This is a genomic window from Microbacterium sp. NPDC064978, from assembly GCF_044543605.1.
Classification (GTDB): domain Bacteria; phylum Actinomycetota; class Actinomycetes; order Actinomycetales; family Microbacteriaceae; genus Microbacterium; species Microbacterium meiriae.
Genome location: NZ_JBITWF010000002.1, coordinates 37,805 through 51,546, shown reverse-complemented (window position 1 = coordinate 51,546; position 13,742 = coordinate 37,805). Strand labels below are relative to the sequence as shown.

Annotated in this window: 12 protein-coding genes and 1 tRNA gene; 8 read left to right on the top strand and 5 right to left on the bottom strand. The window is 71.4% G+C overall.

The features are described from left to right. The first annotated feature begins 57 nt into the window (after positions 1 to 57). Positions 58 to 642, top strand: coding sequence for an asparagine synthase (locus ACIGJI_RS07195; protein ID WP_268777610.1), 585 nt, complete (start codon positions 58 to 60; stop codon positions 640 to 642). Between the two features lie 77 nt (positions 643 to 719). Continuing rightward, positions 720 to 792 (top strand) — tRNA-Arg (locus tag ACIGJI_RS07190). 77 nt (positions 793 to 869) lie between these two features. Here ACIGJI_RS07190 and ACIGJI_RS07185 read toward each other — a convergent pair. Then, positions 870 to 1,805, bottom strand: a complete 936-nt coding sequence (locus tag ACIGJI_RS07185; protein WP_396667021.1) for a LysR family transcriptional regulator — start codon at positions 1,803 to 1,805, stop codon at positions 870 to 872. Between the two features lie 71 nt (positions 1,806 to 1,876). Between ACIGJI_RS07185 and ACIGJI_RS07180 the strand changes: the two genes are divergently transcribed. Next, complete coding sequence (locus ACIGJI_RS07180) at positions 1,877 to 3,607, top strand: FAD-binding protein (protein WP_363444657.1); 1,731 nt, start codon at positions 1,877 to 1,879, stop codon at positions 3,605 to 3,607. Between the two features lie 89 nt (positions 3,608 to 3,696). On the opposite strand, the gene ACIGJI_RS07175 is transcribed toward ACIGJI_RS07180, so the two are convergent. Then, entirely contained in the window at positions 3,697 to 3,969 is a 273-nt protein-coding gene (locus ACIGJI_RS07175; RefSeq protein ID WP_363444654.1) for a hypothetical protein, read from the bottom strand. A 136-nt stretch (positions 3,970 to 4,105) separates the two neighbouring features. On the opposite strand from ACIGJI_RS07175, the gene ACIGJI_RS07170 reads away from it, so the two are divergent. From ACIGJI_RS07170 to ACIGJI_RS07150, 5 genes are all read left to right on the top strand, one after another. After that, positions 4,106 to 5,599: an L-serine ammonia-lyase, iron-sulfur-dependent, subunit alpha gene (locus tag ACIGJI_RS07170; RefSeq protein ID WP_363444651.1), complete on the top strand. Its 1,494-nt coding sequence runs from the start codon at positions 4,106 to 4,108 to the stop codon at positions 5,597 to 5,599. Between the two features lie 108 nt (positions 5,600 to 5,707). Then, the gene (locus ACIGJI_RS07165; protein ID WP_363444648.1) at positions 5,708 to 6,448 is read left to right on the top strand and encodes an AAA family ATPase; all 741 of its coding nucleotides are present in this window, start codon (positions 5,708 to 5,710) and stop codon (positions 6,446 to 6,448) included. A gap of 10 nt (positions 6,449 to 6,458) precedes the next feature. After that, positions 6,459 to 7,055 carry a TetR family transcriptional regulator gene (locus tag ACIGJI_RS07160; RefSeq protein ID WP_315637205.1) on the top strand — a complete coding sequence of 199 codons (597 nt, stop codon included), beginning with the start codon at positions 6,459 to 6,461 and terminating at the stop codon, positions 7,053 to 7,055. 144 nt (positions 7,056 to 7,199) lie between these two features. After that, on the top strand, positions 7,200 to 7,985 hold the full coding sequence (locus ACIGJI_RS07155; RefSeq protein ID WP_363444645.1) for an ABC transporter ATP-binding protein: 786 nt from the start codon (positions 7,200 to 7,202) through the stop codon (positions 7,983 to 7,985). After that, positions 7,982 to 8,716 carry an ABC transporter permease gene (locus tag ACIGJI_RS07150; RefSeq protein WP_292794557.1) on the top strand — a complete coding sequence of 245 codons (735 nt, stop codon included), beginning with the start codon at positions 7,982 to 7,984 and terminating at the stop codon, positions 8,714 to 8,716. Before ACIGJI_RS07155 ends, ACIGJI_RS07150 begins: the two co-directional genes overlap by 4 nt. Before the next feature lie 19 nt (positions 8,717 to 8,735). On the opposite strand, the gene hrpB is transcribed toward ACIGJI_RS07150, so the two are convergent. The 3 genes from hrpB to ACIGJI_RS07135 form a co-directional block, all read right to left on the bottom strand. Then, positions 8,736 to 11,291, bottom strand: coding sequence for an ATP-dependent helicase HrpB (gene hrpB, locus ACIGJI_RS07145; protein WP_363444642.1), 2,556 nt, complete (start codon positions 11,289 to 11,291; stop codon positions 8,736 to 8,738). A 198-nt stretch (positions 11,292 to 11,489) separates the two neighbouring features. Continuing rightward, positions 11,490 to 13,091, bottom strand: coding sequence for an SPFH domain-containing protein (locus ACIGJI_RS07140; protein WP_363444639.1), 1,602 nt, complete (start codon positions 13,089 to 13,091; stop codon positions 11,490 to 11,492). Between the two features lie 171 nt (positions 13,092 to 13,262). Then, a complete protein-coding gene (locus ACIGJI_RS07135; protein ID WP_025104537.1) occupies positions 13,263 to 13,691 on the bottom strand; it encodes a MarR family winged helix-turn-helix transcriptional regulator in 429 nt (142 codons plus the stop codon). Between the last annotated feature and the right edge of the window lie 51 nt (positions 13,692 to 13,742).

Here is a 13,742-nt window from a genome sequence, read left to right as displayed (position 1 = left end):
AATCCGGCCGAGACTGCGCGGCATCGGTACCGGTACGCTCGAGAGAAGGAGGTGCCGGTGGGACGGACTGCGGATGCCATCGCCGAAGGCGTCGCGATCGCGACGGCCGCTGCGCGCCTCGCCGTGAAGAATCACATCCTCATCGGCACCATCGCCGAGGACGGCGTCTTCGACCTCGACAAGTACGTCGAGGATGCGAGGGCTGCGCTCGGGGCGATGGCCGAGGAGTCGGAGGAGGCCGCGGCCACGGTCACGGCCTTGCGCAAGCGCGCCCGCGGTCGGCATTCCGATCCGGTCGGCACGCACGACTACCGCGACCGCGATGTGCGCAATCTCCGGAGGCGGGCGAAGCAGTCGCTCGGCGTCGCGCAGCGTCTGCGCGAGATGATGGACGACCGGCCGCAACTCGAGAGCATCGTCGAGGAGGCGCGCGCGGCGGCCTGGGCCGACGTGCGGCACAACCTCGACCGTCGACTGCGCGTCGAGGGCATGCGACCCGATCAGGATCCCGACTACGCACGTATGCGTGAGGCGCGGATGCAGGCACTGCGGCTCGTCGACCTGCAGGCGCTCTCCTCGCAGCAGCGGGCCAGGGAGAAGCGGCGGAAGAAGCAGGAGAAGGTGGCCGCGAAGGGGGAGTGAGCCCTCGTTTCGCTTTCCGGTCTCGTCTGTTGTAGGCTGGTCGTCGGCCCGCTGAGCGGTAAAGCACCGCGGGTCTTGCGCCTCTAGCTCAATGGATAGAGCATCTGACTACGGATCAGAAGGTTGGGGGTTCGAGTCCCTCGAGGCGCACACTGTGTTGAGACAGTACGGAAACCCCCGTCGCGGAAGCGGCGGGGGTTTTCGCTGTCCGGGGGCAGGTGCCGCGGTCAGAGCAGGCTGGTGATAGCGGGATCGCGTTCCGCGAGGTCGGCCGCCGTCGCCATGATCGCCGACCGCATCGCGGCGACCGCGACGGCGGGCGTCACGTCGGAGCGGTGGGCGAGGCTGATCGTCCGGGACATCGCGGGGTGGGCGAGACGCGCGGATCGCAGTGCGGGGCGTTCGTACAGCACCATCGCTGGGACCACCGCGACGCCGACGCCGCGCTCGACGAAGCGCAGCACCGCATCCATCTCCGCGCCCTCCAGCGCGAGGGTCGGGGTGAGATCGGCGGCCCGAAAGGCGGCGTCCATCGCGGCGCGCAGTTCGTAGCTCTCGTCGAACTGGATGAGCGGGAGCGTGGCGAGGTGCGCCAGGCTCACGGACGAGCCGTGGGTCACCGGAGGGGCCGCCGCCGACGAGATCACCACGAGCTCCTCGGCGAGCAGCGGGACGTGCGTGAGGCTGACCCCTGCCGGCACCGGACCCTCGGACTGGGTCACGAGGGCGATGTCGACCGCGCCGACCGCGAGCTGCTCGACGAGCAGGCGAGAGCCGCCCTCCGTGAGGTGCAGATCGATGCCGGGGTGGGTGGCATGGAACGAGCTGAGAGCTTCCGCCACGAGGCTGATGCACAGGGTGGGCGGGGCGCCGAGTCGCACCCGGCCACGGCGGAGCCCGGCGAGCTCGGCCACCTCGTCGCGGATGGCGTCGGCCTCGGCGAGCATGCGCTGCGCGCGAGGGAGGACCGTCTCCCCGGCCGCCGTCAGGGCGATGTGGCCCCGCGCGCGATGGAACAGCTCGGCGCCGAGCTCGCGTTCGAGGGTCGAGATCTGACGGCTCAGCGACGGCTGGGCGAGGTGGAGGTGCTCGGAGGCGCGGGTGAAGTGGCCGAGGCGGGCGACTTCGACGAACCCGCGGAGCTGCTCGAGGTTCATATCCATAGCGTACCCGCATGGTTTCCAGACGAACTATGCATTGGAGTTATTAGGATCGCCTAACTAGCGTCGAGAGCATGAATGCACCCGAACGTCAGATCTCCACCACGGTCCTCGTGATCGGCACCGGAGGCTCCGGGCTCCGCGCCGCGATCGAGGTCGCCGAGCACGGCGTCGACGTGCTCGCCGTCGGCAAACGCCCGCGGCAGGACGCCCACACGTCGCTCGCGGCTGGCGGCATCAACGCCGCTCTCGGCACGATGGACGCCGAAGACAGCTGGCAGCAGCACGCGGCGGACACGATCAAGGAAAGCTACCTCCTCGCCAACCCCCATACCGTCCAGATCGTCACCCAGGGCGCCGAGCGCGGCATCCGCGACCTCGAGCGCTGGGGCATGGACTTCGCCCGCGAGGGCGACGGCCGCATCTCGCAGCGCTTCTTCGGTGCGCACACCTACCGCCGCACCGCCTTCGCCGGCGATTACACCGGCCTCGAGATCCAGCGGACGCTGGTCGCCCGCGCCGAGCAGCTCGACGTCCCCATCCTCGACAACGTCTACATCACCCGTCTGCTCGTGCGCGACAACGTCATCTTCGGCGCGTACGGCTTCGATCAGGCGGACGGCACGCGCTACCTCATCCATGCGGACGCGGTGATCCTCGCCGCGGGCGGGCACAACCGCATCTGGCGCCGGACGTCGTCGAGGCGTGACGAGAACACCGGAGACTCCTTCCGGCTCGCTGTGGAGGCGGGAGCCCGGCTCCGCGACCCCGAGCTGGTGCAGTTCCATCCGTCCGGCATCATCGAGCCCGAGAACGCCGCCGGCACGCTCATCTCCGAGGCCGCGCGCGGGGAGGGCGGCATCCTCCGCAATGCCCGGGGCGAGCGGTTCATGGAGAAGTACGACCCCGAGCGGATGGAGCTGTCGACGCGCGACCGTGTCGCGCTCGCCGCCTACACGGAGATCCAGGAGGGCCGCGGTACGGGGAACGGCGGCGTCTGGCTCGACGTGTCGCACCTGCCCCGCGAGACCATCATGACCCGGCTTCCGCGCGTCTATCAGACGATGATGGAGCTGCAGATGCTCGACATCACCGCGGACCCGATCGAGATCGCGCCGACCGCGCACTACTCGATGGGCGGCGTGTGGGTGCGGCCGGACGACCACCAGACCGACGTCGACGGGCTGTACGCGATCGGGGAGGCGTCGAGCGGACTCCACGGCGCGAACCGTCTCGGCGGGAACTCGCTCATCGAGTTGCTCGTCTATGGCCGGATCGTCGGTCAGGCCGCCATGGCCCACGCTGCGGGGCTCGACGCCCAGCGCCGGTCGGCCGATGCGGTCGCCGCCGCTCGTGCCGAGATCGACGACCTCCTCGCCGCGGAGGGGCGCGAGAACGTGCGGGCTCTGCAGCGCGCGATCCGCAACCTCATGACGGAGTACGCCGGCGTGGTGCGGTCGGAGGACGGGCTGAAGGCGGGCCTCGCCGACCTCGACATGATCGAGGGGCGCATGGAGGACATCGGCATCCACCCGGACATCGCCGGATTCCAGGACCTCGCGCACGCGTTCGACCTCAAGGCCTCCGCGCTCGCTGCCCGGGCCACGCTGGAGGCGGCGCGGGAGCGTCGGGAGACTCGCGGATGCCACAACCGCAGCGACTTCCCGGACACCGATCCCACGCTGCAGGTGAACCTCGTGTGGTCCCCGTCCGCCGGCGTGACCCGCGAGGAGATCCCCGCGATCCCCGAGGAGATCGCCGAGCTCATGCGCGACGTCGACACGACCGGCAAGCTCGTCGAGTAGATCCCCGAGACCCCGCTCTCGCGTCGAGACCCCGCCCTGCAGACGTCTGCAGGGCGGGGTCTCGACGATAGTCCGGGCTTCGGGACGGGTCAGTCGACGCCGATGCCGACGGCCTCGTGATCCGGTTCCGGGTCGTCGCGCTTCGGGGCCTTCGGCTCCTCGCCGGGGGACTTCTCGGTGCTGGGCTCCTCCAGCTCCTCGGTGCTCGGGACCTCGGCCGGGTCCGCGTCCTCCGGGGAGTCCGCCTGCTCCGGGGTCGTCGCCTCGCCCTCCGAGGTGTCGGACGCGGGGGTCGGCGTGGGGGTCTGCGCCTCGGGCGAGAGCTCGTCGTTCGCGGTCGGTTCGGGAGTGTTGTCGGTCATGATCGTCCCTTTCTGCGATGTCGTGCTCTCAGCCTGCCTCCGCCTCGACACGAGATGAAGGGCCTTGACGCCGACCCGTCGGCCACGCGGTTAATCGCGGTGAACCGGATCCGTGAACTCGGCGTAGCCTGGAGGGGTGACTGCGTACGTCTCGGCCTTCGACCTCTTCTCCATCGGCGTCGGCCCGTCCAGCTCGCACACCGTCGGACCGATGCGGGCGGCACTCGACTTCGCGCGCCGGCTCTCCGGCTCCGGCGAGCTCGACCGCATCGCCCGGGTCGAATGCACGCTGTACGGCTCGCTCGGCGCCACCGGCATCGGCCATGGCACCCCGGACGCGGTGGTCGCGGGGCTGCGCGGTCTCGCACCCGAGACCTGTGACCCGGCGGCGGTGCGCGCGGCCTGGTCCGCCTACCCCGAGGGGGAGCCGCTGCGGATCGACGGCGCCCACGCGGTGCCGTTCCAGAAGGACGACATCGTGTTCGCGCCGCGGACCCGCCTCCCCGGTCATCCGAACGCCATGACGCTCATCGCCCGTGACCGGGACGGAACCATCCTGTTCGAGCAGACGTACTACTCGATCGGCGGCGGGTTCATCCGGCGCGAGGGGGAGGAAGCGCAGCTCTCCACCGGCGCCTTCCCGCACCCGTATGCCGATGCCGCCTCGCTGCTCGCCCTGTGCGACGAGCTCGGACTGTCCATCGCGGAGGTCGCCCGCCGCAACGAGACGGCGCTGCGGAGCGAGGAGGAGGTCGCCGCCGGCCTCGACGCGATCTGGGATGCGATGTCGGGCTGCGTGGACGCGGGGCTCCACGCCGACGGGGTGCTTCCGGGCATGCTGCAGGTGAAGCGCCGCGCCGGCACGATCCGCGCACAGCTCGAGGCGGTCGAAGCCGAGGGGCACCGAGAGCTGCCCGGCGAGTGGCTCGGCGCGTTCGCGCTGGCCGTCAACGAGGAGAACGCGGCGGGTGGGCGCGTCGTGACCGCTCCGACCAACGGCGCGGCGGGCATTCTCCCCGCGGTGGCGATGTACTGGTGGCGCTTCCTTGCCGACTCGGGGCTCGGCGCCGGGAACGCGGTGACGCCGTACGGGGAGCTCGTCGGCAGCGCGCTGCTCGGGTTCGACGGGGCCCCGCCGCCCGCTCCCGCACTCGACGGGGAGGACGCGGAGATCGCGGAGGCCAATCGCCGCCGGGGCATCCGCCGGTTCCTGCTGACGGCCACCGCCCTCGGGTCGCTGTTCAAGGCCAACGCCTCGATCTCCGGCGCCGAAGGCGGGTGTCAGGCCGAGGTCGGCTCCGCGTGCGCGATGGCCGCGGGTGGGCTCACCGCGGTGATGGGCGGCACGAACCGGCAGATCGAGAACGCCGCGGAGATCGCGATGGAGCATCACCTCGGCCTCACATGCGACCCGATCGGCGGACTCGTGCAGATCCCGTGCATCGAGCGCAACGCGATCGCCGCCTCCACCGCGGTCACCGCCGCACGTCTCGCGCTCCGCGGCGACGGGAGCCACTATGTCTCGCTGGATGCCGTCGTCGAGACGATGCGCCAGACCGGTCTCGACATGTCGACCAAGTACAAGGAGACCAGCGAGGGCGGTCTGGCGGTGAACGTCATCGAGTGCTGACCTCGCCGACCCACCCCCTCTCGTGCGCCCCGGCCCGTTACGTGCGCACGAAGAGGGGTGGCAGGCACACAGAGGGGTGGGTCGACGGAGGAGGGAAGGGAGAGGCATATGAGGCAGCAGCCGGTCGTCGCGGTGCGGGCGAACGACGAGGCGCCGACCCCGGACGGGACGTGGCCGACGAACATCCCCGCGGTGGCACAGGTGCTGCGCGAGGGACTGGATCTGGGACCGGGAGTGACCTTCCTCGTCGGCGAGAACGGCAGCGGGAAGTCCACCCTCGTCGAGGGCATCGCGATCGCGTACGGTCTCTCCCCGGAAGGCGGATCCCGGCAGGCGCAGCACCGGACGCGTCCGACCGAGTCGCCGCTGTCGGACTGGCTGCGCCTCCAACGGGGCGTCGGCGCGCACCGCTGGGGATTCTTCCTGCGGGCCGAGACGATGCACTCGTTCTACACGTACCTCGAGGAGAACCCCTCCCTGCGCGGCGACGTGCCCTTCCACGAGATGAGCCACGGGGAGTCGTTCCTCGCCCTGCTCGACAGCCGCTTCGATGATCCGGGGTTCTACTGCCTGGACGAGCCGGAGGCCGCCCTGTCGTTCCATTCGACTCTCACGCTGATCGCCGTGCTGCAGCGCATCGCCGACGAGGGTGGCCAGGTGCTGTGCGCCACGCACTCCCCGGTGCTCGCGGCGCTCCCGGGCGCCACCATCCTGGAGGTCGGGGCGTGGGGGCTCCGCCCTGCCGCCTGGGAGGACCTCGAGATCGTGAACCACTGGCGCTCGTTCCTCGGGCAGCCGCAGCGGTATCTCCGGCATCTGCTCGACGAGCGAGGCTCCGCGGAGCCGTAGGCTGACGGGCATGACCGAGCAGAGGGCACCGAGACGACGCGGGCGCCCGCGCGGCGGCACCGACTCCCGCGAGCGCATCGTGTCCGCGGCCGTCGACGAGTTCGGCGCGCAGGGGTACGACGGCGCCACGGTGCGGTCGATCGCCGCCCGCGCCGGCGTCGACTCCGCGCTCGTCCACCACTACTTCGGCACCAAGGCCGACCTGTTCGCAGAGGCCGCCGGGATCCCGTTGCGCCCCGACCTCGACGTCCCGGAGATCCTCGCGGGGCCGAAGGACGAAGCGGGGGCCCGGCTCGTCCGCTATGTGCTCGACGCGTTCGAGAAGCCCGACGTGCGCCGCCGCGGGGTGCTGCTCCTGCGCACGGCGATCGGGAGCAGGCTGACGACCCCCCTGCTCGCCGGCTTCCTCTCCCGCGAACTGCTCTCCCGCGTGGCACGACGCCTCGACGTGGAGGACGCTGACCTCCGCGCCGCCCTCGTCGCCTCGCAGATCGCCGGCATGCTCATCGGTCGCTACGTGCTGCAGCTCCCCGCGCTCGCCGGAGCCTCCGTCGACGAGCTCGTCCGCCGCGTCGGCCCCACCGTCCAGCGCTACCTCTTCGACTGACGCCCGCGTCCCCGGGCACGGCTGCGGAGATCTCGGCCGCCGCGCCGGTCGGCACGGGCCGACGACGGCGTGTCGATCCGGCGCTCCGCAGCTGTGCCCACCGAGCCGTTGACGCCCGACGAGGCGAGGCGCATAATTCATCGCATGATGAATAACGCGGCGGTCGAGATCACGCAGCTCCGCGTGCGGCGTGGGGCCGTATCCGTGTTCGACGGCATCGACCTCGCCGTCCCCCGCGGGCAGATCACGGGTCTCCTCGGCCCCTCGGGGTGCGGCAAGACCACGCTCATGCGGTCGATCGTCGGTGTGCAGCGGATCGCCTCCGGCGACGTGACCGTTCTGGGTGAGCCGGGCGGTTCGCGTCGGCTCCGGCACCGCGTGGCCTACGGTACGCAGGGCGCCTCGGTCTACGGCGACCTCAGCGTGCGGCAGAACCTCTCGTACTTCGCGTCGCTCCTGAAGGCGCCGAAGGGCGATGTCGACCGGGTCATCCAGGAGGTCGGCCTCGGCGCACAGGCCACGCAGCTCGTCGATGCGCTGAGCGGCGGCCAGGCGACGCGGGTGTCGCTCGCGGTGGCTCTGATCGGCTCGCCGGAACTGATCGTGCTGGACGAGCCGACCGTCGGACTCGACCCCGTGTTGCGGGCGGAGCTCTGGACCCTGTTCCGCCGGCTGGCCGACCGGGGCGTCACGCTCATCGTGTCCAGTCACGTGATGGACGAGGCGGTGCGCTGCGACCGGCTGCTGCTGATGCGGGAGGGGAGGATCATCGCCGACACCACGCCGTCGTCCCTGCTCGCCGACACCGACACGACCGACGCCGAGGCCGCGTTCCTGGCGCTGATCGAACGCGACAGAGCCGCCGGCGCCGCGTCCTCCCGGCGCGCACGCCGAGAAGCGCAGGAACACAAGGAGGAGGACGGGACATGAACGGCCGCCGGCTGTTCGCGACCGCCGGCCGTGTGCTCACGCAGCTCCGACACGACCCGCGGTCCATCGCCCTGATGCTCATCGCCCCGAGCCTGCTCGTCGGCCTCTTCGCCTGGCTGTTCAGCGAGCAGGACGGTGTGTTCGACCAGTTCGGCGGTGCCATCCTGGCGCTGTTCCCGTTCATCGTGATGTTCCTCATCACGTCGATCACCACCTTGCGCGAACGCCGTTCCGGCACGCTTGAACGGCTGATGACCACGCCGCTCGAGAAGGCCGACTTCATCCTCGGGTACGCGCTCGCCTTCGGGCTGATGGCCGTGCTGCAGGCGGTGATCACGGTGTCGTTCGCGGTCGGGGTGTGCGGGCTCGACGTCGACGGACCGCTGTGGCAGCTGGGCCTCGTCGCGGTGGTCGACGCACTGCTCGGCACAGCCCTCGGCCTGCTGGCGAGCGCGTTCGCCCAGACCGAGTTCCAGGCCGTGCAGTTCATGCCGTTGCTGGTGTTCCCGCAGATCATCCTCGGCGGGTTGTTCATGCCGCGCGACCAGATGCCCGACGTGCTGTACGCCATCTCCGACTGGCTGCCGCTCAGCTACGCGATCGACACGATCAACGCCGTCACGGCGGGGGACGAAGAGTGGGACGTGTTCGGTCCGCTGCTCATCGTCGTGGCCTTCGCGGTCGGCGCTCTGGTGCTCGCCGCCCTCACACTGCGGCGGCGTACACGCTGAGCCGGAGTCCTGGCCTGGGTCAGCGCGCGGCGCGGTTCTTGGTGTGCTTCGTCGGCACGGCGGCCCAGGGGTCCTCGGGCCAGGGGTGCCGGGGGTAGCGGCCGCGCATCTCGGCGCGCACCTGGGCATAGGGGCCGGACCAGAACGAGGCGAGGTCGTCGGTGACGGCGAGCGGGCGGCCTGCGGGCGACAGCAGATGGAAGAGGACGGGAACACGACCGTCGACCAGCCGGGGAGTCGCCGCCCACCCGAAGCACTCCTGCAGCTTCACCGCGACGACGGGGCGTGCGGTCGGATCCCCGTCGGGTTCCGGGTAGGTGATGCGGACGCGGGAGCCGCTGGGGACCTCGAGCCGCTCCGGGACGAGGGCCTCGAGGTGCACGGCCTCGGGCCAGGGCAGCAGACGGCGCGGCGCCGAGGACAGATCCAGCCGACTCGCGGGGGTGCCGGATGCGAGAGCCTCGAGCTCCGGTGCCATCCAGGCATCGAGGGCGTCGATCAACCCCGCGTCCGACACATCGGGCCATGGCTCACCGAGCTCACGTCGGAGCAGCGCGAGTCTGCGGCGGAGGGCCTCCGCCCCGTCGGACCAGGTGAACATGCCGAGGCCATCGCGTCGGACCGCCCGGGCCACGGCATCCCGCCCTGTCGATGCCGCCGCTCGCACCGGCACCGATGAGCGCAGGATCGCACCGATCCGGCGCTCGCGGCGGGCCTGCACACGACCTCCGACGAACTCGGCTTCCACGCGGTCGCTCATCAGGGGGCCCGCCGCGCGCTCCGCCTGCTCCTCGGTGAGGGTCGCCGCCGTGCGGATGACCGCACCGGAACCGGCGGCCGCCCGGGACGAAGCGCGGGCGACGTCGGCCACGGCGAGCCATTCCGAGGACGCGAGGGGACCGCTCACTCCGGCCCGCGTGCCGGAGGCCAGCAGGAACGTGGCTCCCGATCCCGAGTGCTCGACACGGTGGGCGATACGCTCGGGGAAGGCCAGCGCGATCACGAGACCGACGCCGTCGAGACCCGCGCGGGTGTCCGGTGTCGGATCGGCGAGGCGTTCCAGACGACGCGCGTCCTCGCGCCAGCGACGGGCCTCCGCAGTCCCGCCGCCCCGCAACGCGACAAGAGCGTGGGCGACGTCGGCATCCGGGACGCGCTGATCACCGCCCAGAAGCGCGACGACCTCGGCGGCGAGCCGGCTCCCCACCACGGGGCTGCCGTCCCGCAGCGCCCTGGCCAGCCGGGGGTCGGTCGGGATGCGGGCCAGCACGCGGCCCTCGGCCGTGGCGCGCCCGTCGTCGTCGATCGCTCCGAGACCGCGAAGCACCGCGACGGCGTCGGCGAGACTGTCGGCTCGCAGCGGTTCGATCAACCGCAGGCCTGCTCCGCCCGGGGCACCCCAGCACGCCAGGAGGAGGGCGGCGCCGGTGAGGTCGGCCGTCGCGATCTCCGGGGACGGACGCGCGTGAGCCGCCGCGTAGGCGCGCTCGTCCACACACCGGACGACGATGCCGGGGCCCTGACGCGTCGCGCGTCCGGCACGCTGCACGCACGAGGAACGGGAGGCGGCGGTGGTGACCAGACCCGTCATGCCGCGGGCGGCGTCGCGCTGCGGCTGCCGGGACAGACAGCTGTCCACGACCATCCGCACACCCGGCACCGTGATCGACGACTCGGCGAGCGAGGTGGCGACGATGATGCGGGGCACACCCCCCGGTGCACGACCGCGGATCACGGCATCCTGTTCCGCCGGCGGGATCTGGCCGTGCAGCTCCCGCACGTCGAAGGCGCCGTTCCGAGTGCGGACGCGTCGGGCGATCTCCGACACCTCGCGAGCGCCCGGGGCGAACACGAGCACGTCGGCTTCGGGGTCTTCGCGGACCAGCTCGGTGGCGGCGGAGGCGGAGACACTCGCGATGTGGTCGAGGAAGCCGCGGGTGACTCCCCGTTCGTCGAGGCGGGGCGTGGGACTCGGAGCCCAGCGCTCGGTGAGGGGGAAGGCCGGGACGTCATGGTCGACGATCGGCGCGGGGGACTCGGCGGTGCCGATGACGGCGGCGAGCCGGGCAGCGTCGAGGGTGGCGGACATCGCGACGACGACGAGGTCATCCCGCAGCTCCCGCACCTCCGAGAGCAGGCCGACGAGGAGGTCGGTCTCGAGGGCACGCTCGTGCACCTCATCGATGATGACCGCACTCACGCCGTCGAGTCCCGGGTCGTCCAGCAACCGTCGCAGGAGCACGCCGGCGGTGACGAACTCGACCCTCGTATCCGGCCCGGCGGTGCGCTCGCCGCGGACGGTGAAGCCCACCCGGGATCCGAGCGGGGAGCCATCGAGGTGTGCGAGTCGGCGGGCGGCGGCACGCGCGGCGACCCGGCGGGGTTGGGTGACGATCACGCGGTCGGTGGTTCGTGAGGCGAGGAGCGGCGGTACGAGGGTGGTCTTGCCCGTGCCCGGCGGCGCGGTCACCACCACGGAGCCGCTCGTGTCGAGGGCAGCGGAGAGCTCCTCGAGGGCGCCCGCGAACGACAGGCCTGCACCGATGGCGGCGAGGTCGAAGGCAGCGCGGGTCACCCGTCCAGTCTGCCCGGTTGATCGACGCCCGGAGCCGTTCGCAACTCAGGAGATCCGGGGGGATTCGGAGCAGCGGGACGGATCGCCGCGTCCGTGCCTGCCGATCTCCTGAGTTGTGAACCGGCGGAAGCGGTGCTCCGACGACAGACAGCGGATGCCGCGACCGAGTCGGTCGCGGCATCCGCTGTCCTGTGCTGCTTACTCCGCGTCGCGAGCCGGAGGAGCGGGGGGCGGCGGGGTGGTCGGTGCGGGCGTGCGCGGCGCAGGGGCCGGTGCGGACGCTTCGGCGACTCCGGCTCCGAAGCCGCGACCGACGGCCTGCCCCTGGATGATTCCGGCCAGGTCGAGGCCTGTTGCGGAGTGCACGCTGTCGAACACCGAGCGCATGGCCTTCGCGCTGTCGGCGCCCACGACGTTCGACGCGCCGTCCTCGGCGGACCCGCCGACGATCGAGACGCTGCCGATGGCGGCGTAGCCCTTCGCGAACTCCGACATGATCGACGGCAGCACTTCCAGCACGCGCTGCGAGAGGAAGGCATCCTGGTTGGAGGCGATGGCCTTGGCCTCGGCCTCGACAGCGGCTGCACGGGCCTCACCCTCGGCGCGGATCGCCTCGGCCTCGGCGTTGGCGCGGAGGCGACGGGCCTCGGCTTCGGCCTCCGCCTGGGCGCGCAGAGCATCCGCGTCACCGGTCGCCTTCGCGATCGCGGCTGCAGCCTCACCGTCGGCGCGCGCCTTGTCGGCCTGCGCCTGCTGCTCGGCGATGCGGGTGCGCGCCTCGGCCTGCTTGACCTGCTCGATCGCCGCCGCCTCGGCCGCCCGCTCACGCGTGTAGAGCTCGGCCTGCGCGCGGGTCTCCGCCTCGTACCGCTGGGCGTCCGCGACGCGCTTGACGTCGGCGTCGAGCTGCGCCTGCTTGTTCTCGGCCTGCTGCTGCAGCACGGCCTGCTCGGCCTGGGCGCGGGCGAGCTGCTCTGCCTGCTCCGCCTCGGCGCGGGCCCGGCCGATGCCGGCGTTGGCGTTGGCGGTGTTGGTGTCGAGAGCGGTCTGCTCGACGAGGTTCGCCTCCTGGTTGGCGATGTTCTTCTGGTTGATCGCGCGGTCGGCGTTGGTCTGCGAGATCTCCGCGGCCTGACGCTTCGCCTGGATCTCCGGCGCACCGAGGGACTGGATGTAGCCGACCTTGTCGGTGATGCCCTTGATCTGGAAGGAGTCGAGGATGAGGCCCTGTTCGGCGAGCTCCTGGGAGACGTCGGCGGCGATCTGGTCGGAGAACTTCTTGCGCTCCCGCATGAGCTCCACGACGGAGAGCGTCGCGACGATGCCGCGCAGGGCGCCCTCGAGCTGCTCGGTGGTGAACTGCTCGATGGCCTTGTCCTGGGAGGCGAAGCGCTCGGCGGCCCGGCGCACCAGCAGCGGGTCGGAGCCGATCTTGACGATGGCGACGCCGTCGACGTTGAGCGTCACGTTGTCGAGCGACTGGGCCTCGGCGTTGAGCGACACCTGCCGTGAGCGGAGGGAGATGATCTCGTGGCGCTGGGTGATCGGGTTGACGAGCGACTTCCCGTTCACGATGACCGTGACGGGCGATTCCGTCATCTCCGAGCTGCTGGTGCCGTCGGCGCCGATGACGGCACGCTGCACCTTCTGCTTGCGTCCGGAGATGACGAGCGCTTCGTCGGCACGAGCGACCTTGATCCAGCTGCGTGCGAACAGCAGCAGGATCAGCAGGACGACGATCGCGGCGACGACCGCGATCCCGACGATGGTGAGGATGCCGATGATTCCGGCGATCTCCATGGATGACCTCCCTGGTTCCCCCCGAGGGGGCGGTCCGATATGCCCACGGTCGATGTGGGCGTGCGCAACCCACCCTGCCAGAAAAGAGACGCCCGCCACCGCGTCGGGCGCCATCATGCCGGTATCGGTGGGCGTTCCTCCCGCCGCCCTGCCTGCGGAGGAGGGGAGCGGTCAGCGGGTGCGGAGTTTCTCCGCGAGGTCGCGCAGCAGGCGCAGCTCCTCGTCGTCGAGGCGTGACATCCGGTCGGCGATCGACCGGCCGTGCACGGTCGCGAGCGCTCGGAAGGCCCGGGCGCCCTCGTCCGTCGCGCGGATCAGGGCGCCGCGGCCGTCGTCCGGGTCGGCGCACTTCGCGACCAGTCCCCGCGTCACCATCCGGTCGACGAGGCGGGAGACGCTCGGCTGGCTGATGAGCATGTTGGCGGTGATGTCGCGCAGGCGGGCGGTCATCTCCGGCGAGCGCGTGACGGTGAGCAGCACGTCGTACTCGGCCTGCGTGATGTCGCCGGTGTCGAAGTCGGCTGCCATCTCGGTGAACAGTTCGTGCTGCGCGCGGAACAGGCTTTCCCAGGCCTCCAGCGCGAGCTTCCGATCGGTCATCCTCACAGAGTACCGGGCGCAGTAAAGGGCCGGTCGGAGAGGCTCCCGACC

What these genes read in the sequence shown, in the direction of transcription:
- ACIGJI_RS07185 (WP_396667021.1), bottom strand. Translation starts at nt 1,805, where the DNA reads ATGGATATGAACCTCGAGCAGCTCCGCGGGTTCGTCGAAGTCGCCCGC.
- ACIGJI_RS07180 (WP_363444657.1), top strand. Translation starts at nt 1,877, where the DNA reads ATGAATGCACCCGAACGTCAGATCTCCACCACGGTCCTCGTGATCGGC.
- ACIGJI_RS07175 (WP_363444654.1), bottom strand. Translation starts at nt 3,969, where the DNA reads ATGACCGACAACACTCCCGAACCGACCGCGAACGACGAGCTCTCGCCC.
- ACIGJI_RS07165 (WP_363444648.1), top strand. Translation starts at nt 5,708, where the DNA reads ATGAGGCAGCAGCCGGTCGTCGCGGTGCGGGCGAACGACGAGGCGCCG.
- ACIGJI_RS07160 (WP_315637205.1), top strand. Translation starts at nt 6,459, where the DNA reads ATGACCGAGCAGAGGGCACCGAGACGACGCGGGCGCCCGCGCGGCGGC.
- ACIGJI_RS07155 (WP_363444645.1), top strand. Translation starts at nt 7,200, where the DNA reads ATGATGAATAACGCGGCGGTCGAGATCACGCAGCTCCGCGTGCGGCGT.
- ACIGJI_RS07150 (WP_292794557.1), top strand. Translation starts at nt 7,982, where the DNA reads ATGAACGGCCGCCGGCTGTTCGCGACCGCCGGCCGTGTGCTCACGCAG.
- ACIGJI_RS07140 (WP_363444639.1), bottom strand. Translation starts at nt 13,091, where the DNA reads ATGGAGATCGCCGGAATCATCGGCATCCTCACCATCGTCGGGATCGCG.
- ACIGJI_RS07135 (WP_025104537.1), bottom strand. Translation starts at nt 13,691, where the DNA reads ATGACCGATCGGAAGCTCGCGCTGGAGGCCTGGGAAAGCCTGTTCCGC.